Source organism: Desulfovibrio desulfuricans (assembly GCF_024460775.1).
Lineage (GTDB): Bacteria > Desulfobacterota > Desulfovibrionia > Desulfovibrionales > Desulfovibrionaceae > Desulfovibrio > Desulfovibrio desulfuricans_E.
In genome coordinates, this window is record NZ_JANFYZ010000007.1 from 25,201 (window position 1) to 50,720 (window position 25,520).

11 protein-coding genes and 3 pseudogenes are annotated in these 25,520 nt (G+C 54.3%); all 14 read left to right on the forward strand.

The annotated features are described in order from the left end of the window. Positions 1-9: 9 nt before the first annotated feature. The 14 genes and pseudogenes from brxC (at position 10) to NE637_RS10020 (ending at position 25,518) form a co-directional block, all read left to right on the forward strand. Positions 10-3,549: a BREX system P-loop protein BrxC gene (gene brxC, locus NE637_RS09955; protein ID WP_256267712.1), complete on the forward strand. Its 3,540-nt coding sequence runs from the start codon at positions 10-12 to the stop codon at positions 3,547-3,549. 84 nt (positions 3,550-3,633) lie between these two features. Next, the gene (dinD, locus tag NE637_RS09960) at positions 3,634-4,494 is read left to right on the forward strand and encodes a DNA damage-inducible protein D (RefSeq protein WP_256267713.1); all 861 of its coding nucleotides are present in this window, start codon (positions 3,634-3,636) and stop codon (positions 4,492-4,494) included. Beyond that, positions 4,494-8,057, forward strand: a complete 3,564-nt coding sequence (gene pglX, locus NE637_RS09965) for a BREX-1 system adenine-specific DNA-methyltransferase PglX (RefSeq protein WP_256267715.1) — start codon at positions 4,494-4,496, stop codon at positions 8,055-8,057. Before dinD ends, pglX begins: the two co-directional genes overlap by 1 nt. A gap of 12 nt (positions 8,058-8,069) precedes the next feature. Continuing rightward, positions 8,070-10,568 (forward strand): BREX-1 system phosphatase PglZ type A, encoded by a 2,499-nt coding sequence (gene pglZ, locus NE637_RS09970; protein WP_256267716.1) that lies wholly within the window; start codon positions 8,070-8,072, stop codon positions 10,566-10,568. 14 nt (positions 10,569-10,582) lie between these two features. Beyond that, positions 10,583-12,652, forward strand: coding sequence for a BREX system Lon protease-like protein BrxL (gene brxL / locus NE637_RS09975; protein WP_256267718.1), 2,070 nt, complete (start codon positions 10,583-10,585; stop codon positions 12,650-12,652). A 1-nt stretch (position 12,653) separates the two neighbouring features. After that, the gene (locus NE637_RS09980; RefSeq protein WP_256267719.1) at positions 12,654-15,230 is read left to right on the forward strand and encodes an AAA family ATPase; all 2,577 of its coding nucleotides are present in this window, start codon (positions 12,654-12,656) and stop codon (positions 15,228-15,230) included. A 4-nt stretch (positions 15,231-15,234) separates the two neighbouring features. Beyond that, positions 15,235-16,464, forward strand: a complete 1,230-nt coding sequence (locus NE637_RS09985; protein WP_256267720.1) for an exonuclease SbcCD subunit D C-terminal domain-containing protein — start codon at positions 15,235-15,237, stop codon at positions 16,462-16,464. Positions 16,465-16,475: 11 nt separating this feature from the next. Beyond that, positions 16,476-19,751 (forward strand): AAA family ATPase, encoded by a 3,276-nt coding sequence (locus NE637_RS09990; protein ID WP_256267721.1) that lies wholly within the window; start codon positions 16,476-16,478, stop codon positions 19,749-19,751. Positions 19,752-20,448: 697 nt separating this feature from the next. Then, positions 20,449-20,628 (forward strand): annotated as a pseudogene (locus NE637_RS09995) (pPIWI-associating nuclease domain-containing protein); the annotation flags it as partial. 56 nt (positions 20,629-20,684) lie between these two features. Then, a pseudogene (locus NE637_RS10000) lies at positions 20,685-20,831 on the forward strand (integrase core domain-containing protein); the annotation flags it as partial. Between the two features lie 286 nt (positions 20,832-21,117). Beyond that, positions 21,118-21,819, forward strand: a complete 702-nt coding sequence (locus NE637_RS10005) for an ERF family protein (protein WP_256267722.1) — start codon at positions 21,118-21,120, stop codon at positions 21,817-21,819. A 68-nt stretch (positions 21,820-21,887) separates the two neighbouring features. Continuing rightward, complete coding sequence (locus NE637_RS10010; RefSeq protein ID WP_256267723.1) at positions 21,888-23,051, forward strand: hypothetical protein; 1,164 nt, start codon at positions 21,888-21,890, stop codon at positions 23,049-23,051. Between the two features lie 91 nt (positions 23,052-23,142). After that, positions 23,143-24,111 (forward strand): annotated as a pseudogene (locus tag NE637_RS10015) (AAA family ATPase); the annotation flags it as partial. Between the two features lie 369 nt (positions 24,112-24,480). After that, positions 24,481-25,518, forward strand: coding sequence for a DUF3150 domain-containing protein (locus tag NE637_RS10020; RefSeq protein WP_256267724.1), 1,038 nt, complete (start codon positions 24,481-24,483; stop codon positions 25,516-25,518). Positions 25,519-25,520 lie beyond the last annotated feature (2 nt).

Below are 25,520 nucleotides of genomic sequence, written 5' to 3' on the forward strand. Positions count from 1 at the left end.
GGATGCGTAATGAATCTTGGAAACATTTTTGCGAAGCCAGTTGACCGTCCAATCGAAGGGGTCATCAAAGCTGATGATGAAGCCAGTCTCCGTTTAGAAGTTGAAGAATATGTCCTGACTAACGAGGTTGAAAAGCAACTCGAATCCTTTCTAGGAGCCTATAACCACTACGAAGGTGCTAATGGTGTATGGGTTTCCGGCTTCTTTGGGTCAGGTAAATCACATCTATTGAAAATTTTGGCAATGTTACTTGAAAACCGGCAGATCGACGGAGTCTCTACACTTGACTTGTTTCTTCCCAAGTGCGGTGACAACGAAATTCTGCGTGGTGATCTCAAGAGAACGGCTAACATCCCTTCGAAAAGCATTCTGTTCAATATTGATCAAAAAGCAGATGTGATCAGCAAAGCTCAGCTTGATGCGCTTCTTGCAGTTTTCGTCAAAGTATTCGATGAGATGTGCGGGTATTACGGCAAGCAAGCGTACATCGCACAGTTTGAGCGCTCACTAGACCATGAGGGCCTGCTCGAGGCATTTTGCTTGGAGTTTGAAAAGGAGGCCAAGAATTCGTGGGAATGGGGGCGTAGTCGACCAACCCGCGTAGCAGATCAAATTGACAATGCTTATAATAAGATTACTGGTCAAAATCAAAAAGATGTACTTGATAAGCATCGGCAAGATTATCGTCTTTCTATAGAAGATTTCGCCGAGCAAGTGTATGCCTATATCAAACGGCAATCTCCCAATTTTCGCTTAAACTTCTTTGTTGATGAAGTTGGTCAGTACATTGCTGAAAATGTTAAGCTGATGACCAATCTCCAGACTATCGCCGAGACATTGGCCACAAAATGCCGAGGACGCGCATGGGTCATCGTTACCGCCCAGGAAGACATGGGGACGGTTGTCGGCGAGATGGGCAAACAGCAAGGCAACGACTTCTCCAAGATTCAGGCGCGATTTGCTAACCGCATGAAGCTGACCAGCGCCGACGTGGCGGAAGTTATACAAAAGCGTCTGCTTATGAAAACTGATGAAGGCGTTCGTCTGCTCTCAGACATTTTTTACACGCAGTCCAACAATTTTAAGACTCTGTTCGATTTTGCCGACGGCTCGCAAACCTACAGGAACTATCAGGATCAGGATCACTTTATCCACTGCTATCCGTTCATTCCGTACCAGTTCGCGCTGTTCCAGTCGGCTATTCAGAATCTGTCGCAGCATAATGCCTTTGAGGGCAAGCACAGCTCAGTAGGTGAACGCTCCATGCTCGGTGTGTTCCAGCAAGTTGCGATTCAGATCGGGGGGCATGAAATTGGTCAGCTGGCGACCTTCGACCTAATGTTTGAGGGCATCCGCACCGCGTTGAAGTCCAATATTCAGCGGGCCATCATCCAGGCTGAAAACCATCTGGATGGCCCCTTTGCGATCCGGCTGTTGAAAACGCTCTTCTTGGTCAAATACGTCAAGGAATTCAAGCCGACCCTTCGCAACCTGTGTGTCCTGATGCTGGACGGATTCAATCAGGATCTACCTGCTCTTCGGAAAAAAGTCGAAGAAGCCCTCAGCCTTCTCGAACAGCAAACCTACGTGCAGCGCAATGGCGAACAGTATGAATACCTGACCGACGAGGAAAAGGACGTCGAACAGGAAATCAAGAATACCGAGGTTGAGTCGTCAGACATTGCCGCCGAACTTGAGAAGATCGTTTTCGACCACGTCATCAAGCATAGGAAGATCCGCTACGACGAGAATGGCCAGGATTACCCATTTTCCAGAAAACTCGATGACCGACTGCACGGGCGGGAGTACGAGTTGACCATTCATGTCATCAGTCCGTTCCATGAAAACGCCGAAAACGAGTCCATCCTGCGGATGCAGAGCATGGGGCGAGACGAACTGCTAGTCCTGATGCCAGCAGATGAACGGCTTGTTCGCGACATACTCATGTACAAACGGACGGAGAAATACATCCGTCAGAATATCTCGATCACGCAACAGGAGGCCGTCAAACGCATCCTGACAGACAAGGGCTTCCAGAACCGGGAACGGTATGCCGAACTACAGCAGCTTGTTCAAAGCTTGCTGAGCAAAGCCAAGTTGGTGGTGGCAGGAGGTGACATTGAGATCGGTTCCGAAGATGCACAGACCCGTGTGCTACGCGGATTCCACGAGCTTATTTCCCGCACCTATCCGAACCTTCGCATGTTGCGCGGTGCCACCTATGCCGAAAATGACATCGCTAAATTTCTCAAACATTCGCAGCAGGGGTTGTTCGGCAACGATGCCACCTCACTGGCCGAGTCCGAGCAGGAGCTTCTTGCGTTCATCCATAGCAACGATCGGGGTGGCGTGCGCACCACGCTAAAGAACCTGCTGGAGAAATTCGAGCGCAAACCATACGGCTGGTACTACGCCGCCGTGCTTTGCACTTTGGCTAAACTGTGCGCACGCGGCAAGGTTGAAGTTCGCACCGACGGCAATCTTCTGGAAGAGGGCGAAATTGAACGGGCACTACGAAACACCCATGGCCACGGCAATGTAGTGCTGGAACCCCAGGTCGAATTTACTGCATCGCAGGTCCGCGCCCTCAAGGAATTCTTTGAGGACTTCTTTGATGCCCCGCCACGCTTCAGTGAAGCGAAGGTGCTTGGCAAGGAGACCGGAACCGCTCTTCAAGAACTCATCCATCAGCTAAATCCGCTGGAGGCCCAGGCATCCCAGTATCCTTTTCTGAAGGCGCTGACTCCGGTAATTGAGAAGCTCAAGGGGCTAACCGGTAAGCCATACACCTGGTATCTGACCGAACTCACCCGCCAGGAAGATGCACTGCTCAATATGAAGGAAAGTGTCATCGATCCTGTCCGGAAGTTTATGAGCGGCCCGCAGAAAGGCATTTTCGATAACGCCCGCAAGTTCGTTCAAACCCAGGAGCCCAACTTCGCCTACATCGAAGGCGACGAAGCCGCACAGGTGGTCGCTTGTTTGACCGATCCGAAATGCTTCAAGGGCAACCGCATGCCGCAGGTGAAGACGCAAGTCGAAATCCTGCAGGGGAAGGTCACTGCCCAGATCGAGGCCGAGATTGCCAAGGCCAAGGAAAGGGTCGACGCCCTCAAAGGCCGCCTCTGCGGAATGGCTGAATTCAGCGTACTGAACGGTGAGCAGCAGGAGCAGGTCACCCGCCCGTTTAACGAATTCAACTCAGGCCTTGAGCGTCAGCAACTGATCGCCGTCATCCGCGACAACCTGCGCCGGTTTGAGGAAAGCGACTACCAGCGGCTGCTTTCGCATATGACCTCTTGGGCGCAACCGGCACTAACCCCCGAGCCTGAGCCGCAACCCGGCCACGCAGCTACGCCGGATGCAGGTACGAAGCCCACGCCACCGGCTAAACCGGAACCACGCATTGAATACGTGCCGAGCCGCTCGTTGAAGGTCTCTTTCGACAAGGCCTGGCTGGCCGACGAGACCGACGTGGAACGCTACCTGAAATCCATGCGCGAGGCGCTGCTGGATGAAATCCGCAAAGGGAAAAGGATTCAGATTTGATGAACTGCGGAACTCACGAACAGCTCGAAATGTAAGCGCAAAACCATTTTCCCGGCGGCGGGAAAATGGTTGGAGAGAATACCCATGGATAAGCTCATCGTTCAAAAGCTACACAACCGATTTGATTCATTGAGCCATGCAGTACCGGACAAGAATGTGGAATTCTGGTTTGCCCGGGAACTTCAGGAGCCCCTTGGTTATGCCAAGTGGGAGCGTTTTAAGGATACGATTCAGCGGGCTATTACTTCATGCGAAACAACGGGGTACGACCCGAACAACCATTTTCGTGGCGTCACGAAAGTAGTCAAACTGGGCAGCGGAGCTGAGCGGGCTATAGAGGATTTCATGCTCACTCGCTACGCTTGCTACCTGATCGCCCAAAATGGTGACCCGCGCAAGGAACCCATCGCTTTTGCCCAGAGCTACTTTGCCATTCAGACCCGCAAGCAAGAGTTGATCGAAGACCGGATGCGCCTACAAGCCCGGCTTGATGCACGGGAACGTCTACGGGAATCGGAAAAGACCCTTTCCCAGAATATTTACGAGCGCGGTGTCGATGATGCAGGATTCGGACGCATCCGGTCTAAAGGGGATGCCGCTTTGTTCGGCGGCCATACCACACAAGTGATGAAGGACAAATATGGCATCACCAAAACCCGCCCGCTGGCTGACTTTCTACCAACCCTGACCATCGCAGCTAAAAATCTGGCAACGGAAATGACCAACCACAATGTGCAGCAGGAAGATTTGCAAGGCGAACACGCGATTACCCGTGAGCATGTGCAGAATAATGTCAGTGTGCGCGACATGCTCGGCCAGCGAGGTATCAAACCCGAGAAGCTTCCACCGGAAGAGGACATCAAGAAGTTGGAGCGGCGGGTAAAATCCGATGAAAAGAAACTTGAAAAACGCTCTGGCCGACTGCCCGAATCGAAGAGCGAATAATGGAAACACTAAAATTAAAGCGCTTCGCCCAATATGCTCGACGCTCTCTGCTGGAGCAGGTCTCCGTCAAGCTGAAACTGGTGCTGGCGGCAGAGAGCTCAGCACGTCGTGAGCATGCGGCGGCGGTTAAAAAACTGGAAGAAGCAATCCAGAAAACCGATAAGGAACAGGTCATTGAGCGGGTGGCATACATCTGGTTCAACCGCTTCTGCGCCCTGCGCTTCATGGACGTGAACCGCTATAACCGGGTCAATATTGTCTCTCCAGCAGACCCTGGGCAGTTCCAGCCCGAAATTCTGGCCGAAGCTAAGATGGGGCATATCGATGAAGAAATGGTGCCGGACAAGACCCGTCAACAAATCTTCGCACTGCTCGACGGCAAAGCATCCAGCAATGATCCGCAGGGGGAAGCCTACCGTATGCTGGTAGTGGCCGCCTGCAACTTCTGGAATAAGGCCATGCCTTTCCTGTTCCAGCGCATCGACGACTACACCGAACTGCTGATGCCCGATGACCTGCTCTCGGGCAACTCCATCCTCGCCTATACCCGCGAGGCGATGACGCCGGATGCCTGCGAGGATGTCGAGGTGATCGGCTGGCTCTACCAGTTCTACATCTCCGAGAAGAAGGACGAGGTGTTTGACGGCCTGAAGAAGAACAAAAAGATCACGCCCGAGAACATCCCTGCCGCCACCCAGCTCTTCACCCCGCACTGGATCGTCCGCTATCTGGTGGAGAACTCCCTCGGCCGCCTGTGGCTGCTCAATCGTCCCAGCTCGAAGCTCGCCCTGCAGATGGACTACTACATCCAGCCAGAACAGGCCGAGACCGACTTCCTGCGCATCGCCAAGCCGGAAGAGATCAAGATCTGCGACCCAGCCTGCGGGTCCGGTCACATGCTGACCTATGCCTTTGACCTGCTCTATGCCATCTACGAGGAGGAAGGCTATGAACCCGCAGAGATCCCGGAAAAGATCCTTACCAATAACCTCTACGGTATCGAGATCGACGAACGCGCCGGGGAGCTGGCCGCCTTTGCCCTGACCATGAAGGCCCGCTCAAAGCAGCGCCGATTCCTCAACAAGGGCGTAAAACCGAACATCTGCGTGCTGGAAAATGTGCACTTCGACGGCAATGAGTTGAAGGACTACATGGACTATGTCGGCCGCGACCTGTTCACCGCGCCGCTGCAAACCACCCTGCGCCAGTTCGAAGAGGCCGACAACTTCGGTTCCCTGATCCGTCCCGATATCACCGACGTGGACGGCATGCTCAGGATTCTTGAGTCAAAAAACGTCTCCGGCCAGCTGTTTATCAGCATGACCCATCAGAAGGTGCTGCAAGCCCTGCGGCAGGCCGATTACCTGAGTCCCAAATACCACGTGGTGATTGCCAATCCGCCGTATATGGGTGGCAAGGGGATGAATGGGCGGTTAGGTGCTTGGGCAAAAGACAATTACCCGAACAGCAAGTCTGATCTTTTTGCCATGTTTATCGAGCGTAATCTCGACCTTGCTCAGAAGCACGGAACGATTGCGATGATAACCATGCAGAGCTGGATGTTCTTGTTGTCCTTTGAGGTGCTACGATTAAAAGTTTTAGATCAAAACACCTTGCTTTCAATGGCTCATTTGGGCGCTAGAGCATTTGACAGCATCGGCGGAGAGGTCGTATCAACAACCGCCTTCGTTGCAAGAAATTCAATGGTCCAGGATTTTGAGGGGTCTTATGTAAGACTTGTGGATGGAAAATCTGAAACCGAAAAGCGGGAAGCCCTTCTTCAGGCAGCCAAAAATCCTGATTGCGATTGGTCTTTTAAAACTTCTGCAAAGACCTTTCAAAAAATTCCCAGCAGCCCTATTGCTTATTGGGTCAGCGAAGGAATGGCCGACTGCTATGTTAGAGGGGAGCTTCTTTCGACAGTTGCCCCAGCAAAACTAGGGATGAGAACCGGTAATAATTCTAAATGGTTACGTCTGTGGCATGAAATCTCCGACGATTTAACAAATGTCTCTGCTACGAGTTCAGAGGATGCCAAGGAATCCTGTAAAAAATGGTTCCCATATAACAAAGGCGGTGAATTTCGAAGGTGGTATGGAAACAATGACTACATGGTTTTCTGGGAAAACGATGGCTATGAAATAAAATGCGAAACGCTGGAAAAATATCCTCAGCTTTCTTGGGATAATCTCGGATGGAAAATCACCAATGAGGCAGATTTCTTCAAGCCCTCCTTAACCTGGTCATTTGTTAGCTCTTCTAATTTCGGCGTTCGAGCTAGTCTGGGAGGAGCATTGTTTGATGTTGGCGGGTCGAGTGCATTTCCTAAACCCAATCAGTATTGGGTAATTGCAGGTTTTCTCTGCTCCTGTCTTTCTTTTGAGTTTTTGAAGCTTTCAAATCCAACTCTTAATTTTCAAGTTGCCAATATAAATTCCTTGCCGTGGTGTGGCGCAGGGGGCAGAGAGAGCGAACTTAATATCGTCGTTAAACGATTGGTAGATATTGGAAGGTCAGACTGGGACTCCTACGAAACCTCATGGGACTTCACCAGCCTGCCTTTGCTGAACCCCGACTACCGCCAGTCAGCCCTGAAGGCCACCTACCAGAAGCTCCGTGCCCACTGGCAGGAAATGACACTGGAGATGCAGCGGCTGGAGAAAGAGAACAACCACATCTTCATCGAGGCCTACGGCCTTAAGGATGAGCTGAATGAAAAAGTTGACCTCAGCGATATCACGCTGACCTGCAACCCGCACTACCGCTACGGCAACGACAAGTGTGAAGACGAGCTGGAGGCGCTGCTGCTGGCCGACACCATGCGCGAGCTGGTTTCCTATGCGGTAGGCTGCATGTTCGGTCGCTATGCACTGGACAAGCCGGGGTTGATCCTGGCCAACCAGGGCGAGACCATCGAGGACTACCTGAAGCGGGTTCCTGAGCCCAGCTTCCCGGCCGATGACGACAACGTCATCCCCATGCTCGACGGCGACTGGTTCACCGACGACATCGCCGAGCGCTTCCGCAAGTTCCTGCGCGTGGCCTTTGGCGAAGAGCACTACGAGGTCAACCTTCGCTTCGTCGAACAGGCGCTGAACCTCAAGGGCAAGCGCAACTACAGCATCCGCGATTACTTCCTCGGCGAGTTCTACACCGACCATGTGAAACGCTACAAGAAGCGGCCCATCTACTGGCTGTTCTCCAGCCCTAAGGGCAGCTTCAACGCGCTGATCTACATGCACCGCTACCGCCCGGACACGGTTAGCGTGGTGCTCAACGACTACCTGCGCGAATTTCGCACCAAGCTCACCTCGCACAAGAACCATCTGGAGGCGGTCAGCATCAGCGCCAGCAGCAGCCAGGGCGAGAAGACCAAGGCCCTGAAGGAGATCGAGAAGATCACCAAGATGATCGCCGAGATGGAGGAGTACGAACGCGAAGTGCTATACCCGCTGGCCACCGAGCAGGTGGAGATCGACCTCGACGACGGCGTGAAGGTCAACTACCCCAAATTCGGAGCGGCCTTGAAGAAGATCGTCGGTCTGGATGCGCAAGAGGATTAAGGAGCACCATTGATGGAAAACCGCATTGCCCAAGCCCTGACCAAACTCTTCGACCGGCACCGAATTGTCTTTTGGTACGATGCCAAGCTGGAGTTACGCGACGACTTCGAGGCGTTGTCACTGCCTGACGTAGAGAAGCTGGAGCTGATCAATAACGAGTACGGCATTAAGTATCAGCTGCTGCGCGAGCAACCGGAGCAAAAATTCTTGCTCTACCGTGAAGGCCCTCAGCCCGCCGATCTGGATAACTGGCTGCTGGATGTTCAATTGGCCCACGGCGAGTTCCGCACTGATCAGGTGGCCATCTGGCTGTCCGAACTGGAGCTCGGCCTGGAGTTCACGGATGTGGTTCAGGCCAATGCGGAGTTCTTCAAGGCGATCAAGCGTAAGGATGCCCTTAAAACTCTGCTGAAAGCAGATGACACCGCCGGACAGATTCGCCTGAAAATGCTGGCGGTATGCACCGGCAGTGAGCCGCGCATGGATGCGGTGGTGGAAAACCTGCTGCAGGAACTTGCCGACGGTCGAGACGAGAAAATCAAGCTGGTTGGACGGTGCAGTTTGGATGGCTTCCTCTGGGAACAGATGATCCGCTACTATGGCTACAAGTCCGACGAGCCGGGCATCCGTGACTTCGCCATCGAATTGTTCAAATCCTGCTACGCCATGGGCACCAACGGTCAAGTGAAACTGACCAGCGACGCCATGGTGTTTCTTAAGCGCTGGAAGGACAGCCGTCAGTTCGAAGGCGGCTTCGAAACCCTCTCGGGGGAATGCGCCGAGGTTCTTGGCATTGAGCAGGACCTGACCAAGCGGGATTTCCGCGAGTTGATCGATCTGGATTATTTCCGCCTGATCGATCAGAAGATCATCAGCGAACTAGTGCGGGTGGTGTCTACTCGTACCGCCTCCAGCGGAGATGTGGCGATCTGGGTTCGCCAGCGGCGGCAAGGCCACTGGTACCACGAATACCGGCATCTGTACGAGGCGGTCGATTACGCCGCTCAGTTCACCCATGCCCTGGGCGAGGCCAAACTGGCCATGGACAGCCTAGCCGAGGGCGTCCAGCATTACAGCCGCTTCTGGTATCAGCTCGATCAGCTCTACCGCAAGTTCACCTACCATGTGCGCATGTCGGGACAGGCCTCGTTGATGGGCAGCCTGACCGACCAGATCGAAAACCTCTACTCAAATAACTACCTGTTGAAGCTGGGCGATCGTTTCCAGACCTTTGTGGACTCGGCATCCAAGTGGGAAGCCTTCCCGGTGCGCAAGCAGAAAGAATTTTTCGAGTATTGGGTGCGGCCATTCCTGCGCAAAGACAACAAGGTCTGCGTAATCATCTCCGATGCGATGCGTTATGAGATCGGCGACGAGTTGATGAGCCTGATCCGCCAGGAGGACCGCTACAGCGCCGAACTAGAACCGGCTCTGTCGATGCTGCCCAGCTACACCCAGATCGGCATGGCGGCCCTGTTGCCCAACAAAACGTTGGCCATTGCCGACAATGAAACCGGCACGGTGCTGGTGGATGGGCAAAGTTCCCAGGGGACGGCCAACCGCATCAAGATCCTCGGTCAAGCGATCACGCAACGGGCTACCGCTTGTAAGGCCGATGAATTGATGGCCATGAAGGGAGACGATTGCCGGGCCCTGGTGCGCGATCATGACGTGATTTACATTTACCACAACCGCATCGATGCCACCGGTGATAAGAGGGAATCCGAGGAGCGGGTCTTCGAGGCGGTGGAGGAAACCTTGCAGGAGCTGATTCGCCTGATCAAGAAGCTGACCGGTGCCAACGCCAGCAACTTGCTGGTGACCTCAGATCATGGCTTCATCTACCAGAACCGCACCATCGATGAGAGCGACTTTTCCGGGGTTGACGCCGAGGGCGACAAGATTCTGTTCCGAGATCGCCGCTTCGTGCTCGGCAAGGGGCTTGCTGAAGCATCAAGCCTGCGCAAATTCACTCCCGAGCAGCTTGGTCTAGCCGGTGAGGTAGAAGTGCAGATCCCCAAGTCTATCAACCGCCTGCGCCTGAAGGGCTCCGGCAGCCGCTTTGTGCATGGCGGCGCGTCGCTGCAGGAGGTGGTGATCCCGGTGCTCAAAATCAACAAGAAGCGCCAGAGCGATGTCACCGCCGTCGAGGTGGACATTCTGCGTGGAGCCAGCTCGGTGATTACCTCAGGGCAACTGGCGGTAACCATGTACCAGGCCGGGCCGGTGACGGACAAGATCCAACCGCGAGTGCTACGGGCTGGCATCTACACCGAGGCAGGCGATCTGATCTCCGACAGCCACGACCTGACCTTTGACCTAAGCTCGGACAACCCCCGGGAGCGGGAGCTGCAGGTTCGCTTTGTGCTCACCCGCAAGGCCGACGAGGCCAATGGCCAGGAGGTCATTCTACGGCTGGAGGAAAAACACGGCGGGACGTCGCATTATAAGGAATACAAATCGCTCCGGTACTTGATACGGCGCTCATTTACCAGCGACTTCGACTTTTAAAGGGCGGGTGACCGATGAACGAACTTGACCAGAAAATCAACAAATGCTTCCCGGGACTGGTTGTCCGCAAGGATCTCGTCAAGACGGTCAAGGGCAACGCCATCGTCCCATCATACGTTCTGGAATATCTACTGGGCCAGTATTGTGCCACCAGCGATGAGCCGACCATCCAGACCGGTATCGAGACGGTCAAAGAAATCCTTGCCAAGCATTATGTCCACCGTAACAAAGCAGGATTGGTCCGCTCGCACATCAAGGAAAAAGGGCGCTACAAGGTCATCGACAAAATCAGCGTTGACCTGAACGATAAGAAGGATGTCTACGAGGCACAGTTTTCCAACTTAGGGCTGAAGGAGGTCTTGGTTGATTCCGGAACGGTGAAGAAGCACCCCAAGCTTCTGGTCGGTGGCGTGTGGTGCATTGCGGATCTGGAATATGAGTTCACCGAAGACAAAAGCGCCAGCCCCTGGATATTGTCGTCCCTCAAGCCGATCCAGCTCTCCCATTTCGATTTCGACGGTTACGTTGAGGCCCGCAAACAATTCACCATCGATGAGTGGATCGACCTGCTTGTGCAAAGCATCGGCTTTAACCCGGAGATCTTCGGCAAACGTAGCAAGCTGACTCAACTGGTCCGCCTGATCCCGTTTTGCGAACGTAACTACAACCTGATCGAACTTGGCCCCAAGGGAACTGGCAAGTCTCACATCTACTCGGAGTTCTCGCCCCACGGCATCCTGATCTCCGGCGGCGAGGTTACGGTTCCCAAGCTGTTCGTGAATAATTCTTCCGGAAAAATTGGTCTGGTCGGTTACTGGGATTGTGTTGCCTTCGACGAATTTGCCGGAAAGCAAAAGCGTGTGGATAAGGCCCTAGTAGACATCATGAAAAACTACATGGCCAACAAGTCCTTCTCTCGAGGCATCGAAACGCTGGGCGCTGAAGCCTCCATGGTGTTCGTGGGTAACACACAGCACACCGTGCCGTACATGCTCAAGCACTCTGACCTGTTCTGCGAACTGCCCAACAAATTCTACGACTCCGCATTTCTTGATCGCATCCATTTCTACATCCCCGGCTGGGAGGTCGACATAATCCGGGGAGAAATGTTCTCCAACGGTTATGGTTTCGTGGTGGACTATCTGGCCGAGATCCTTCGCTCGCTGCGCAATCACGATTACTCGGATCGCTACCAGGAGCATTTCTCGCTCTCATCCGATATCTCAACGCGAGACCGTGATAGCATTCATAAGACGTTCTCAGGCTTGATGAAGATACTCTTTCCACATGAAGGGGCAACTAAGGATGAAGTGGAAGAACTGCTGCAGTTATCGATTGAAGGCAGAAAACGTGTCAAAGACCAATTAATGCGTATCGACTCCACCTACGGCAACGTCCGCTTTACCTATCAAGACACCGCAGGCATGGGCAAGCCTGTCACCACGCTCGAAGAAGATGAATATCCCGGCTACTACCACAAAACCATCGCCGAGGGTGAAGACGGGGAAATCTTGGAAGTTGCTCAATCGGACTCGCCCCTAAGTCCGTCCGAATCCGTGGCTTCGGCCGAATCTGCCCTCAACGAAAAGCACCTCACATTTCAGGAGAACCAGAAGGGCCTCTCCTTCGATACTCTGCTCGGACCCTACCTAAAGGGCGCTACCGCGATCACTGTAACCGACCCTTACATCCGCCTGTTCTACCAGGTGCGCAACTTCATGGAATTTTTGGAGACGGTGGTCAAACACAAGGCTCCTGATGAGGAAGTGTCAGTGCATCTGGTGACGACGGAAGACGAGTTCAAAGGCGAACAGCAGAAGGACAGCTTCGAAAAGATGAAGGAGTCCGCAGGCAGCGTGGGGGTGAACTTCACATGGGAGTTCGACGGCACCGGCACGATCCACGCTCGCCACATCGTAACCGACCAAGGCTGGAAGATCTCCTTGGATCGCGGCCTCGACATTTTTCAGCACTACGAGATGAACGATGCCTTCACCTTCGCCAATCGCCTACAGCAATACCGCCCATGCAAGGCGTTCGAGGTGACGTTCATTAAACATAAGCGGGAAGCTGAGGGGGAATAACATGAGCGGGATATCGGCATCACTGACCAAATGGTTTTCAGAGCGCCCCCAGTGGCTCCAGATTGCGGCTACTCGGCTACTTCAGCAGTCAGAGCTTACTGACACGGACGTCTCTGAGCTCGCAAACCTTTGCCAGCAGGAAGCCGACGGTAAGCTGCCCAAAACGACCTGTTCCTTTCCTGCTACCGCGTTCTCCCAGGGCGCAGCAGGCTCCCTGCGTTTGTGTTCAATCAGTGAAGTCGAAGGAGTAAACGCCCTTGCTCCGAAAAAGCCACTTGAGTTTGGTAAGGGCAATATCACGATTGTTTATGGCAACAACGGGTCAGGCAAGTCCGGTTACGTCAGACTCCTCAAACATGTATGCGGAGCCCGCGAGACGGGTACCCTCCACCGCAATGTCTACAAGCCCGGCTCTGCCGCACAGAAAGCCTGCATTTCGTTTGAGCAGGACGGCGTACCGAAGACCCATACCTGGTCTGGGCAAGGTATCTGCGATGACCTCAACAGCGTTGATATTTTCGACACCTCTTTTGGCAAGGTGTTTGTCAGCAGCGAAGACGAGGTGAGCTACGAGCCGCCGGTTCTATCGTTTTTCAGCTCGCTCATCCTCGCATGCGAAAAGGTCGCATCGGCTCTGGACAGCGAGGCCAGCCGGCACCAGTCCAAAAAGCCGAATATCCCTGCTGACAAGAAGGTAACTCCTGAAGGCATCTGGTACGAAGCCATCAGCGCCAAGACCAGCACCCAGGACATCGACAAGCATTGCGCATTTGGCTGTGCTGACGAAACCGAGATGCAAACGCTGCAGCAGCGTCTTGCCGAACAGGCACCGGCGGAAAAAGCGAAGCAGCTAAGAAAGCAGAAACAGCATATCGACACTCTGGTCCAGGATGCCCAAAAGTATCTGGAACAATTATCGGACGAGAATTACCGACGAATCATCGCTGCCAAGAAAAAGTCGATCCTTAAAAAGACTGCGGCAGATACGGCGGCGCAAAAGGTGTTCTCCGGCAGCGAGCTGGAAGGCATCGGCTCTGATGTCTGGAAAGAGCTTTGGGAAGCGGCCCGGAACTACTCCGTATCGGCTGCCTACAAAGAAGCTGAGTACCCGAACGTTTCCGATGGTTCCCGTTGTGTCCTGTGCCACCAGACCTTGACCCAAGAGGCCAAGGAACGGTTGATCTCCTTCGAAAACTTCGTGAAGGGCGAAATGCAGAAAGCCGCAACGGATGCGGCCAAGGAATACGATACCGCCAGTCAAACTATCGAGGCGCTACCGACATCGGAGACGCTGAAGACGCGTATCGATGCGGCTGGCATTCCACAGGATGAAGTTGCCAGCCAGGTGACGGAATTCTTTGCCCAATTGCAGACCAGAAAAGACCTGCTCCCTGGGATCGATTCCGAAGAAGCCATTCCCGACCCACTACTCTCACCGAAATGGATCGAAGAAGCCAACGCCCAGTCGAAAAGCCTCGGTGAACTCGCGGCAAAATATGACGAAGACGCCAAAAGCGACAATCGTGAGGAGATCAAGAAGAAGCTAAACAGCCTGCAGGCCAGAAAGTGGTTGTCTGAACACCGCGCCGCCATTGATGAAGAAGTCACCCGATTGAAGCTGCTAAACCATATTCAGGAAGCCAAGAAGTCGACCAACACCAAAGCCCTATCCCAGAAGAAAGGGGAGCTGGCAGAAGCCTTGATCACGGATGCGTTCGTGCAAAGGTTCAATGCGGAGCTCAAGGCCCTGGGCGCGTCTCAGGTGAAAGTCGAGCTCGTGAAGTCAAAAGTCTCCAAGGGCCGCGTCCTTCATAAGCTCCAGCTTCGAGGGGCCTCTCAGAATGGGCTCGCCGATGTGCTGAGCGAGGGAGAAAATCGGATCGTTTCCATTGCGGCATTTTTGGCCGACGTCACCGGCAAGAGCAACCAGGCCCCGTTTATCTTTGACGATCCAATATCCTCGCTGGACCAAAGCTATGAGGAGGCCGTGGTTCAAAGACTGATCGAGCTGTCTCAGGACAAGCAGGTCATTGTCTTTACTCACCGCCTGTCCTTGCTGGGAACGGTCCGGCATTTTGCCGAGAAAAAGACCATCAAGCCCGATGTGGTGAGCATTCGCTCTGCGGACTGGGGGACCGGAGAGCCAGCTCCCATTCCACTTTCACAGAGTGACATCAAATCCGCCCTGAACACACTCATGAATCAGCGGTATCAGGATGCAAAGAAGGCAAGTGAAAACGGCGAGTTTGAACATGCCGAAATCTTGCTGAAATCGATATGCAGCGACTTCAGGACATTGGTGGAGCGCTCTATTGAAAATGATCTGCTGTGCGGGGTGGTTCAAAGATTCCAACGACCGGTCCATACGTTGAAGCTCAAGGAGCTGGCCAAATTGAAGGACGCGGATTGCAATCTCCTTGATTCGCTTATGACTAAATACTCCGGATTTGAACACTCGCAGCCAACAGAATCACCTGTGGAGCTGCCGAAGCCAGACGATCTTTTGGCCGACATGACTTCATTGAAAAACTGGAGTGAAGAATACGCGAAGCGCCCCGCCTCTGCGGTGGCTGGGTAGCAGTATGAGAGTTCTCCATACATCCGACTGGCATATCGGCCGCACCCTTTACGGCAGAAAACGCTACGAGGAATTCGAGGCTTTTCTGACATGGCTGGCGGAGACCATTCAGCAGAATGAAATTGATGTCTTGTTGGTGGCGGGTGATGTATTTGACACCAGCGCCCCGAGCAACCGCGCCCAGGAGCTCTATTACCGGTTCCTGTGCCGGGTGGCCGCCTCATCCTGTCGGCATGTTGTCGTCGTCGCGGGCAACCACGATTCCCCATCCTTCCTCAATGCTCCCAAGGAGCTGCTCAAGGCCCTTGATGTCCACGTGGTCGGTAATAGCACCGCATCCCCGGAAGATGAAGTGCTGGTGCTCTGTAATGAGCAGGACGCTCCGGAATTGATTGTTTGCGCCGTGCCCTACCTTCGCGACAGGGATATCCGAGTGGCGGAAGCGGGTGAAAGCGTCGAGGACAAGGAGCGGAAACTGATCGAAGGCATTCACACCCATTACGCCGCCGTCGCGGCTTTGGCCGAACAGAAGCGTGAAGAACTCGGGGCAGATATTCCCATCGTTGGCACGGGGCATCTGTTCACCGCAGGCGGACAAACCGTCGATGGTGATGGCGTGCGCGAACTCTATGTCGGCTCCTTGGCTCACGTGACTGCCGGGATTTTTCCTGTCTGCTTCAACTATCTGGCGCTGGGGCACCTCCACGTCCCCCAAAAGGTGAACGGCTCCGAAACCATTCGGTACAGCGGCTCTCCTCTGCCCATGGGGTTCGGAGAGGCAAAACAGCAGAAGAGCGTTTGCCAGGTTGAGTTCCACAGCACGGCTGCATCCGTACAGCTGATCGATGTGCCAATTTTTCAGAAACTTGAGCGCGTCAAAGGAGACTGGGACGGCATCTCAAACCGCATTCTTGAATTGTCGGCGATGGACTCCCAAGGCTGGCTCGAAGTCATTTACGACGGTACTGAGGTTATCGGCGACCTGCGTGAACGCCTGGAGGCTGCGATTTCCGGCACCCAGATGGAAATTCTCCGCATAAAGAACAACCGCATCATCGACCGCGTGCTGGGACAAATCCATGAAGAGGAAACACTCGACGATTTGAACGTGAACGACGTGTTCGAACGATGCCTCGCCGTCCATGACGTGCCCGAAGAGCAGCGGCCAGAGCTGCTTCGGGCCTACCAGGAAACGGTCTCGTCTCTCTATGAAGACGATGTGCAGGCGGAATAGCGAGGCTGTCGATGAGAATACTGCAGGTACGCTTCAAGAATCTGAACTCGCTGGTCGGCGAATGGCAAATCGACCTGATGCACCCGGCCTTCGCGTCTGATGGCATCTTTGCCATAACAGGTCCCACCGGCGCGGGGAAAACCACGATCCTCGATGCTATTTGTCTCGCACTTTATGGGCGGACGCCTCGCCTGAACAAGGTCACCAAGAGCGGAAACGAAATCATGTCCCGCCAGACCGGCGAGTGCTTTGCCGAGGTGACCTTCGAAACCCAGACCGGGCGTTACCGCTGTCACTGGAGTCAACACCGGGCACGCAAGAAGCCGGATGGCGAGCTCCAGGCCCCGAAGCACGAAATTGCCAATGCCGATTCCGGCGAGATTTTCGAATCCAAGATCAGAGGGGTTGCCGACCAGATCGAGTCCACTACCGGCATGGACTTTGATCGTTTTACCCGCTCCATGTTGCTGGCCCAGGGCGGCTTTGCCGCGTTCCTCCAAGCGGCACCGGATGATCGGGCTCCTATCCTGGAGCAGATAACGGGTACAGAGATCTACAGTCAGATATCCATCCGTGCCCATGAACGCCAGCGCGAAGAGAGGGAAAAACTGAACCTGCTTCAGGCTGAAACGGCAGGCATCGTGATTCTTGAGCCGGAGCAGGAACAAGAGATTGGGCAGGCACTCGAAGCAAAGCTGAAGGATGAGACAGACCTTGCCGCCAGGGCCGCTGAAATCGGGAAGGCCATAGCCTGGCTCACCACCATTGATGGGCTGAGGAAGGAAGTCGTCAACCTGGCCGATGAAGCGAGCAAGCTGCAGGGCGATATCGAGGCGTTCAAACCGGATCGTGAAAAGCTGGGCCGGGCTTTGAGTGCCGCCTCGCTGGACGGCGCATACGCAACGCTCACCGCCACCCGCAAACAGCAGGCGGATGACAGTGTAGGCTTGAAAGCCGAGGAAGAGGCGCTTCCTGGACTGGAATCCTCCGCCAAGGAACAGGCCGAGGTACTGAAATCAGCTGAGCAACAAACTGCTCGGGCCAAAGAAGAGCTGAAAGCGGCCGCGCCTACATTGCAGAAGGTTCGCTCACTTGATCAGAAACTTGCCGATCAGAAAAAAGCTGTATCGGAAGAGGATCAGGGCTGCAAGAAGGCTATGGCAAAAATTGATGCAGACAAAAAAGCCCGGCTCGAAGAGCAGGACAAACGATCCAAGGCTCATGCGACGCTGGATCTTGTGGACGGCTATCTCAAGGAGCATGCACAGGATGAATGGCTGATAAGTGGTCTGGCTGGCATTGAAGAACAGATCGGCGGCCTGCTCTCCAAACAAAATGAAATCGTTCAAAAAGACGCTGCGCAGGAAGCAGCCAATACGACTCTGGAAATGGCGACGAAGTCACTCGATGACTGTCAGAAGCAATCCGGCATTCGGAAGCAGAAACTGGAGGACGCCTTAAAACAGCTTCAGCAGAGTAAGGATGCTTTGAGCCAGTTGCTGGGAGACCGCTTGTTGCGGGAATACCGCACCGAGAAGGAAACCCTGCTGCGTGAAATCGCCTTCCTGACCAAAATTGCGGAGCTTGAAGATCACCGGGCAAAGCTGGAAGACGGCAAGCCCTGTCCGCTCTGCGGTGCAACCGAGCACCCATTTGCGGAAGGGAATGTCCCTGTTCCCGATGAAACCGAAAAGAAGATCGACGCCCTGACTAGGCTGATCAGCAAAGCCGAGGATCAGGAAGTCGCCATCAAGAAACTCGAAGAAGCTGAAAGCCTGGCCCGCAAAAACCTGACAGAGGCTGAAAAGCTGGAGTCAGCAGCGGCTAATGACAAGAAGGCTGCCGAGAAAGCCCTCGCCGAGGTGAAGGACGGCCTGGTGAAACTCCGTGCCGATTTTGCCGAACGCAGGCAGGCTGTTACTACAAAACTCCAGCCGCTAGGTATTGCGGACATCTCCGAAACGGACATTTCATCACTGATCGAAACTCTCAAGGCGCGGTTGAAGGCGTGGCAGGCCCAGGTCAAGAAAAAGGCGGACATCGAGAAACAGATTGCCGACATCGACAGCGAGGTGAAGCGGCTGGATGCGATTATCGAAACTCAAAGCACCGCCCTGGCCGAAAAGCTGGAGCGTCTTGAAACCTTAAAAAAGGAACTCGCCACCGGAAGTGATGAGCGCAATGCACTGTACGGCGACAAGAATCCCGACGATGAAGAACGTCGTTTCAACAAGGCAATTTCGGATGCCGAAGGTTCCGAAAAGCAGGTCAGAGAACGGCACAATGAGCTCCAACAACAATGGAATACCGCGAAGGCCCATGTCGAATCTCTGAAGAAACGCATCGACATACGAGAGCCTGAACTGAGAAGGCTGGAAACCGAATTCTCCGCAGCGCTCGTGCCCGTTGGTTTTTCAGATGAAGAACAATTTTTGGCGGCCAGGCTTTCCTCTGAACGGAAGGCTGAGCTGGCGGCTACGGCCAAGGATCTGGATGAGCGTCAAACAGATCTGAAAGCCAGACAGAAGGATCGGGAAACGCGCCTGGCCACGGAGGTGGCCCGCAAGCTTACAGACAAGTCGCTGGAAGAACTCGAGCCCCAATTCAAGGAGCAAGAGGAGACCCTGAAAGAGCTGCGTGACATCATTGCCGGTCTCAAGCACAAGTTGAGTGAAAATGCGGCTGCAAAAGAGCGGATAAAGGAAAAGCAGACAGCTATCGAAGCCCAGAAAAAAGAGTGCCGCAGGTGGGAAAACCTGCACGAATTGATCGGCTCGGCAGACGGCAAAAAGTACCGCAATTTTGCTCAGGGTCTGACCTTCGAAATGATGATTGGTCACGCCAACCGGCAATTGCAGAAAATGACCGACCGATACTTGCTGGCCCGTGACGATGCTCAGCCCTTGGAGCTCAACGTCGTCGACAACTATCAGGCCGGGGAGATTCGGTCCACGAAAAATCTTTCCGGCGGCGAGAGCTTCATCGTCAGCCTGTCCCTGGCGCTTGGGCTGTCCCATATGGCCAGCAAGAATGTCCGGGTGGATTCTCTGTTTCTGGATGAAGGCTTCGGCACCCTGGACGAGGAAGCCCTCGACACCGCCCTGGAAACCCTCGCGGGCTTGCAGCAGGACGGTAAACTGATTGGCGTCATTTCGCACGTGCCCGCCTTGAAGGAGCGGATCAGCACGCAGATCCAGGTAACGCCTCAAACCGGTGGCAGAAGCCAGATAGCCGGGCCTGGATGCGGCAGGTTGGGGGCTACAGAGCTGGACGTAGAAGCAGGTTGACTTGAAAATGTCGGACGATCTCAAAACAGCAAAAACCGCCCTCGCCAAGCCTCATCACGACATGGAGGCTATCAACAAGCTGGCCAAGCCGTCCTATCTGAGTGTGATCGAGCAGATGGAGCGCACGCTGGAACCGATCCGTCGTCAGCAGTTGGAAATCAGTCGCGCCCTTGAACTGTCTGGAGCAGCGGCCCGGATACAGGAGATCGTCAGTGTCAATCAACACTGGCAGGATTTAATAAAACAGGCCACCGCGACAAGTCGTATTACCGAGAGTCTTTCGGCTGCGCATCAGTCATGGCTTGATACGATTAAACCTATCCGGCACGACTTCTCGCATCTTTCACAGCTTCAGGCATCCGCCAAACTGGTCCTGTGTGACACATCCCTGCGGCTTGTCGCCGTGGAACGGCTCATGGCTGGCATCAATTTTGAGGCGATAAGGGGTCGTTTCCAGATCGAGATGCCGGTCATCTCTGGACTGGAAAGTTCAATAGCCCATGTGGCAGCCTCGTATGGGAGTTTGGCCGAGTCACTGAGGGAGATCTCGGACATCACGCGCCTGCCAGCTTTCGTTTTGCCGGGGGCCACTCGTGAGATCTACACCACCAGCTTCGCGCTCGAGACCCTTCGCCCCTGGGATGAACGGGATGAGGAAGATGTAGAAACGAAAATTCAGCTTGTCGCCGAAGCCGAGATGGAAACATCGGGCTGCATCGCTCTTTTGCAGCAGGTCGATCCGGGGCTCGCTCGGCCCTACATCGGCGCTCGGGATGCCATGTATGGTAACAATCCCGACCGGGCAAGGCACATTCTGAGCTCGCTCAGGGAGCTATGGAACCATCTGCTCAGGCGACTGGCACCCGATGGTCTCGTCGCCGCGTGGATTCCGGGCGTGTCCAACCAAAAGGACCTGCTACATGACGGCAAGCCTATCTGCACGCTTTTGAAACCGGCTCCGAAGCTCGTGCCGGAATCGGCAGATGGATCGACTTTTACAATCGGCTCCGGCCTCACAGTAGCTTGGGAGGCTTGCCTCCGGACACTTACTACGAACAAGGGCTTGTAAAGGCAGCCTGATAAGGGAAAAACAAGCTAACGAATCGCTGTCTGCTGTCCGAACAATGGGACCGCCTCTATACTCTACTTTAAACCCGTCAATCTTGACATATGAATCTAAGAACGAAACGCAGAAGATAGACCTACGAAAGCACCCCCAGGTAGCTAAAATTGTTATTCATCCAAGTTTAAGAATATATTACTCTTACAAGAACACCAGAGTAATGCTTCAAATCAACCTGAAAGCCCTGTTCGGCCACAAGCCGAACAGGGCTTTATCCTTTTGCTATCTAAGGAGGATATTCACATGAACCAATACCAATCAGAAAGCATCACAGAAATCGCTAAGGCCCTGCTCAACGTGCAGCGAACGGTACAACCTATTGCTAAGGACGCTGAAAATCCCTTCACCAAAAGCTGGTACGCCAGCCTCAACAGTGTCATGGACGCCTGCCGTAATGCTCTCATTGAAAATGGTATCTGGCTGTGCCAGTACCCAGTGCCTGTGGAGCAGCCTAACTCATTAGGGCTGGTTACCAAGCTGACACATGCAGAGTCTGGTCAGTGGCAAAGCTCTCTTGCGGTAGTTCCTTTACCCAAGGCCGACCCGCAGGGCATGGGATCGGCAATGACATACGCTCGTCGATACGCTCTCACCGCCATGCTGGGCATGGTAACTGAAGATGACGATGGCGAAGGGGCTAAAAATGGCAAAAAATCGCCTACACGGCCAAAATTGCCCGTAATTACCCCTGAATCACAAAAAGCGCGTCATCGCGACCCATCCACAGCAAACAACATTTCAAACACCTCAAATCGCCCCTCAGCAAGCCTTGAAAATCTCCCGCCACTGGAAGGCGTCACCTACCAACAAGTTACCGCTCAAGATGGGCGTCCCTGCATCATTGCCACCGGCAACACGCAGGCCAAAAAGGAATTACTGACTGGTTCGGGCTTCCGTTGGAACCCGCAGAGAAAATTGTGGTGGAAGTATGTTGATGCCGCATAGCAAAAATAAAAGTACCGAGTGAGAGGGCTGCCTGATGGCGGCCCTCTCGCTTTTATGGAGACTAACCCATGGAACAGATAGACCGCACGGAAGGATTGAAGGCGCTAATCAGACAGGGCCTGCAAGCCATCGCCCACAAAGACACACTGGCCCTGCTGGGCGACCGTTCCAGCTATGTGGGAATGAGCGATATTGGCCAGCACTGGGAATGCCCACGGGCGGCGGTGGCCAGAAAGGTGCTGCCCACCACAAACAGCCTGGAACGCCTGCTTACGTTGCAACGCGGGCACTGGTTCGAATCTGGGGTTGGGCAAGCTCTCGAATCACTGGGCCTCCATGTACTGCCCCAGCTTGAGATCACCTGGCAACATCAGGGAGTGCCAATCAAAGCCCACCTTGATTTTGTGCTGGTCTGGGGTGCGTCCGTTAATGCCATACGGATTCTGGAAGTGAAAAGCACCGACAAGCTGCCCGACATACCGCACGATTCCCATCTGCTGCAACTGCACGGGCAAATCGGCCTTTTGGTAAAAGCATGGAACAAGCCCGTCTTCAGCCACCGTGCTGAGGACGGTACGCTTCTACATGAGAAGATGACCTTCCCTCAACTTTGCCGTGCCCAGCTTGGTCTTGAGATGCCTTTAACTGCTGCCAAGACAAGCATAGAAGCATGGTTGCTGTGCCTTTCCATGAAAGAGGTTAAAGCATTCGGCCCCTATGGCTTCAATCAGGCCATGCTGGATACTGCCCTTGATCATGCGGCGCAGCTCTGGGGAGAACTTACAGATTTCCGCGCCGGACACATAACCCTGGCACAGGTTGATTGCGCTCAGGGCTTTTACCCGTTGTGCTCGTACTGCGAACACAACGGTGACTGCCCCAAATTCCCGCAAGGCGTGCAAATGCCCCAGTGGGGGCCCGCACTGGAAAAGCTGGCTGCCCTTAAGGAGCAGCGCACGGCCTTAGATAATGAAATCAAAGAAATGGAGACGGTGCTTAAGCTGGTTCACCGGCAGTCTGGCACACGAGATTGGGTAGACACGGGAAACTATCGATTCCGCATGTCAGTGGTAGCTGGTCGAACCACGTTAGATAAGGATGTTCTGCGTGAGAAATTGACCGAGATTCTTAACGCTGAGTACATGGGCGGCATCGACGTGGACACCTTGCTGGCCCGTTGCGAGCGCACAGGCTCACCTTTCGAAAAATTGAGCATTTCGCCCATAAACTGAAAAATGGGGTGCTCATGACCATCCCCTCACTTTTATCACGAACCCCAGAACCGCCCCGCCCTGGGGCAGTTTTTGTTTTAAGGAGCTATGCATGAATAGTATCGACGACCTTAGTAACCTGCAGCCCACCGATCTTGATGCAGGACATGTGTTCAGTGGTAAGCCCTCTGGCACCACGGTCAGGGGCTACGCCTTCCCATCGGCCTACACCCCAGCCATTGATCACGACTATATCTTCCATGAATCCAGCCGCGATGTTGTGGTTTGGTTTCTCAATGCGCAGGAACCGTTGTACATTTTCGGTCCTACAGGCTGCGGCAAAACGACATGCATCAAGCAACTGGCAGCCCGCCTAAAATATCCAGTCTTTGAGGTCACCGGACATGGGCGGCTGGAGTTTGCCGACCTGGTTGGTCATTTGACGGTCAAAAACGGCAACATGACCTTTGAATACGGCCCGCTTGCGCTTGCCATGCGCTACGGAGCACTTCTGCTGCTGAATGAGATCGACCTGACATCCCCTGAAATTGCAGCAGGCTTGAACAGTGTGCTGGACGGATCCCCCCTGTGCATAGCTGAAAACGGCGGCGAACTGATTGTGCCACACCCCATGTTCCGCCTGGTTGCCACGGCCAATACCAATGGCGGTGGTGATGACACCGGCCTCTACCAGGGAACCCAGCGGCAGAACCTTGCCTGGCTGGACCGCTTCACCATCTGCGAAGTGGGCTACCCATCTGCCGATGTGGAAAAAAGCTTACTTGCCCGGCGCTTCCCATCGCTGCCCGAATCGTTGTGCGCCACTATGGTGGACTACGCCAATGAGGTCCGCAAGCTGTTCATGGGTGAGTCTTCCACCAGCAATCTGACCAACGCCATTGAAGTTACATTCTCCACTCGCAGTTTGCTGCGATGGGGTGATCTGACCGTTCGCTTTCAGCCTCTGGCCCATCAGGGCGTACAGCCCGTCACCTATGCCCTCGACCGGGCGCTGGGGTTCCGAGCCAGCCGTGAAACCCGCGCCATGTTGCACGAGCTGGCTCAGCGCATGTTCCCGCAGCAGATGGAAGATGAAACCCCTAAAACAGAAACGTCTGAAGCGGAAATCCTGCACGGCGACCAAGCCCTACGCTTCATGCGCGACCATCTACACCACACACCTACGGTGGCCAAGCCCCTCGTTCATCTTCAGGTAATTCACAACCTTTCTGGCAAAAAGCAGGACGGCAAGTTCTGGATCGGCGAGGCTAGCCCTGTGGGCCTCACGCTAAAGTGGGGCAAGCCGGACACCGTTGGCCAGCAGCACTTTATTCCCGCCGAAAACTGTGAGGGCAACAATTCCGTGATGGAGCTTGAAGCACGCGCAGAAAAGAAAATCAAAGAAGGCTACTCCCTCAATACAACAAAAAGCTCGTTCTAGGAGGCTACTATGACACAACTTGTTTCTGACATTCGTATTTTGGACAACTTGCTGGCCCTCAACCTCAACGTCAGCCTGTGGTCTGCCCGTCGTAAAATGAGTCAGGAAGATCTGGGCGGCGCAGAGCTGCCACCTGAAGATTTGGCATCGCTGGGTTCCAAGCGCATTGCCGACCCGGAGAACCTCAAAGTGTTTGGCACGCTCAAGGCCCGTGCCTTCAACTACCTCGACCGGCATGGGGTGCGTTTCATGTCCGGCTGGGCCATCCCCGAAGAAAAGGCCGGCGAAATTGTGCAGGAGCTGCTTAACATCCGCACCGAATTCCAGAAAGAAAAGGAAGCGTTTCTGGCTGACTATGATCAAAATGTGCAGGCATGGATTGAGAAGCACCATCAGTGGGGCGAAATTATTCGCAACTCCCTTGTGGAGCCTGACTATGTACGAGCCCGCATGGATTTTCGCTGGCAGTTGTATAAGGTGGCTCCGCTTGAGCAGCACACAGACAACACCGCAGTGTTGGAAGCCGGTCTGGCGGAAGAGGTGCAGGGCCTCGGCGGCACCCTGTTTGATGAAGTGGCCAAGTCGGCTGATGATATCTGGCGCAGGGTTTACCACGGCAAGACGGAGGTAACCCACAAGGCGCTTTCGCCGTTGCGTACCCTGCATACCAAGCTTACGGGCTTGTCATTTGTAGAGCCACATGTGGCCCCGGTAGCTGACATCGTGCGGGCTGCACTGTTGCGCATGCCCAAGAAGGGCAACATCACCGGCACAGATCTGCTGCTGTTGCAGGGCCTGGTTTGCCTGCTCAAAGACAGTATGGCCCTTGTGGGCCACGCTCAAAAAGTTATTGAGGGCTACGGCCCGGCCTTTGTGCTGGATGCCCTGTTGGCTGGTCCGGACGTTATCCACGAGTCGGGCGGCCTTACTGGACAGATGGATGGCACAATGGATGGGAATATGGACGATGAGCCCATCCTGCCAGAGATTCCCGTGGCAGATAGCGCTTTGCCGCATCCTGCCATACCCAGCCTGGGTCTGTGGTGACG

Bases quoted from the DNA above. Each gene is read 5' to 3' on its own strand.
- brxC (WP_256267712.1), top strand. From the start codon at position 10: ATGAATCTTGGAAACATTTTTGCGAAGCCAGTTGACCGTCCAATCGAA.
- dinD (WP_256267713.1), top strand. From the start codon at position 3,634: ATGGATAAGCTCATCGTTCAAAAGCTACACAACCGATTTGATTCATTG.
- pglX (WP_256267715.1), top strand. From the start codon at position 4,494: ATGGAAACACTAAAATTAAAGCGCTTCGCCCAATATGCTCGACGCTCT.
- pglZ (WP_256267716.1), top strand. From the start codon at position 8,070: ATGGAAAACCGCATTGCCCAAGCCCTGACCAAACTCTTCGACCGGCAC.
- brxL (WP_256267718.1), top strand. From the start codon at position 10,583: ATGAACGAACTTGACCAGAAAATCAACAAATGCTTCCCGGGACTGGTT.
- NE637_RS09980 (WP_256267719.1), top strand. From the start codon at position 12,654: ATGAGCGGGATATCGGCATCACTGACCAAATGGTTTTCAGAGCGCCCC.
- NE637_RS09985 (WP_256267720.1), top strand. From the start codon at position 15,235: ATGAGAGTTCTCCATACATCCGACTGGCATATCGGCCGCACCCTTTAC.
- NE637_RS09990 (WP_256267721.1), top strand. From the start codon at position 16,476: ATGAGAATACTGCAGGTACGCTTCAAGAATCTGAACTCGCTGGTCGGC.
- NE637_RS10005 (WP_256267722.1), top strand. From the start codon at position 21,118: ATGAACCAATACCAATCAGAAAGCATCACAGAAATCGCTAAGGCCCTG.
- NE637_RS10010 (WP_256267723.1), top strand. From the start codon at position 21,888: ATGGAACAGATAGACCGCACGGAAGGATTGAAGGCGCTAATCAGACAG.
- NE637_RS10020 (WP_256267724.1), top strand. From the start codon at position 24,481: ATGACACAACTTGTTTCTGACATTCGTATTTTGGACAACTTGCTGGCC.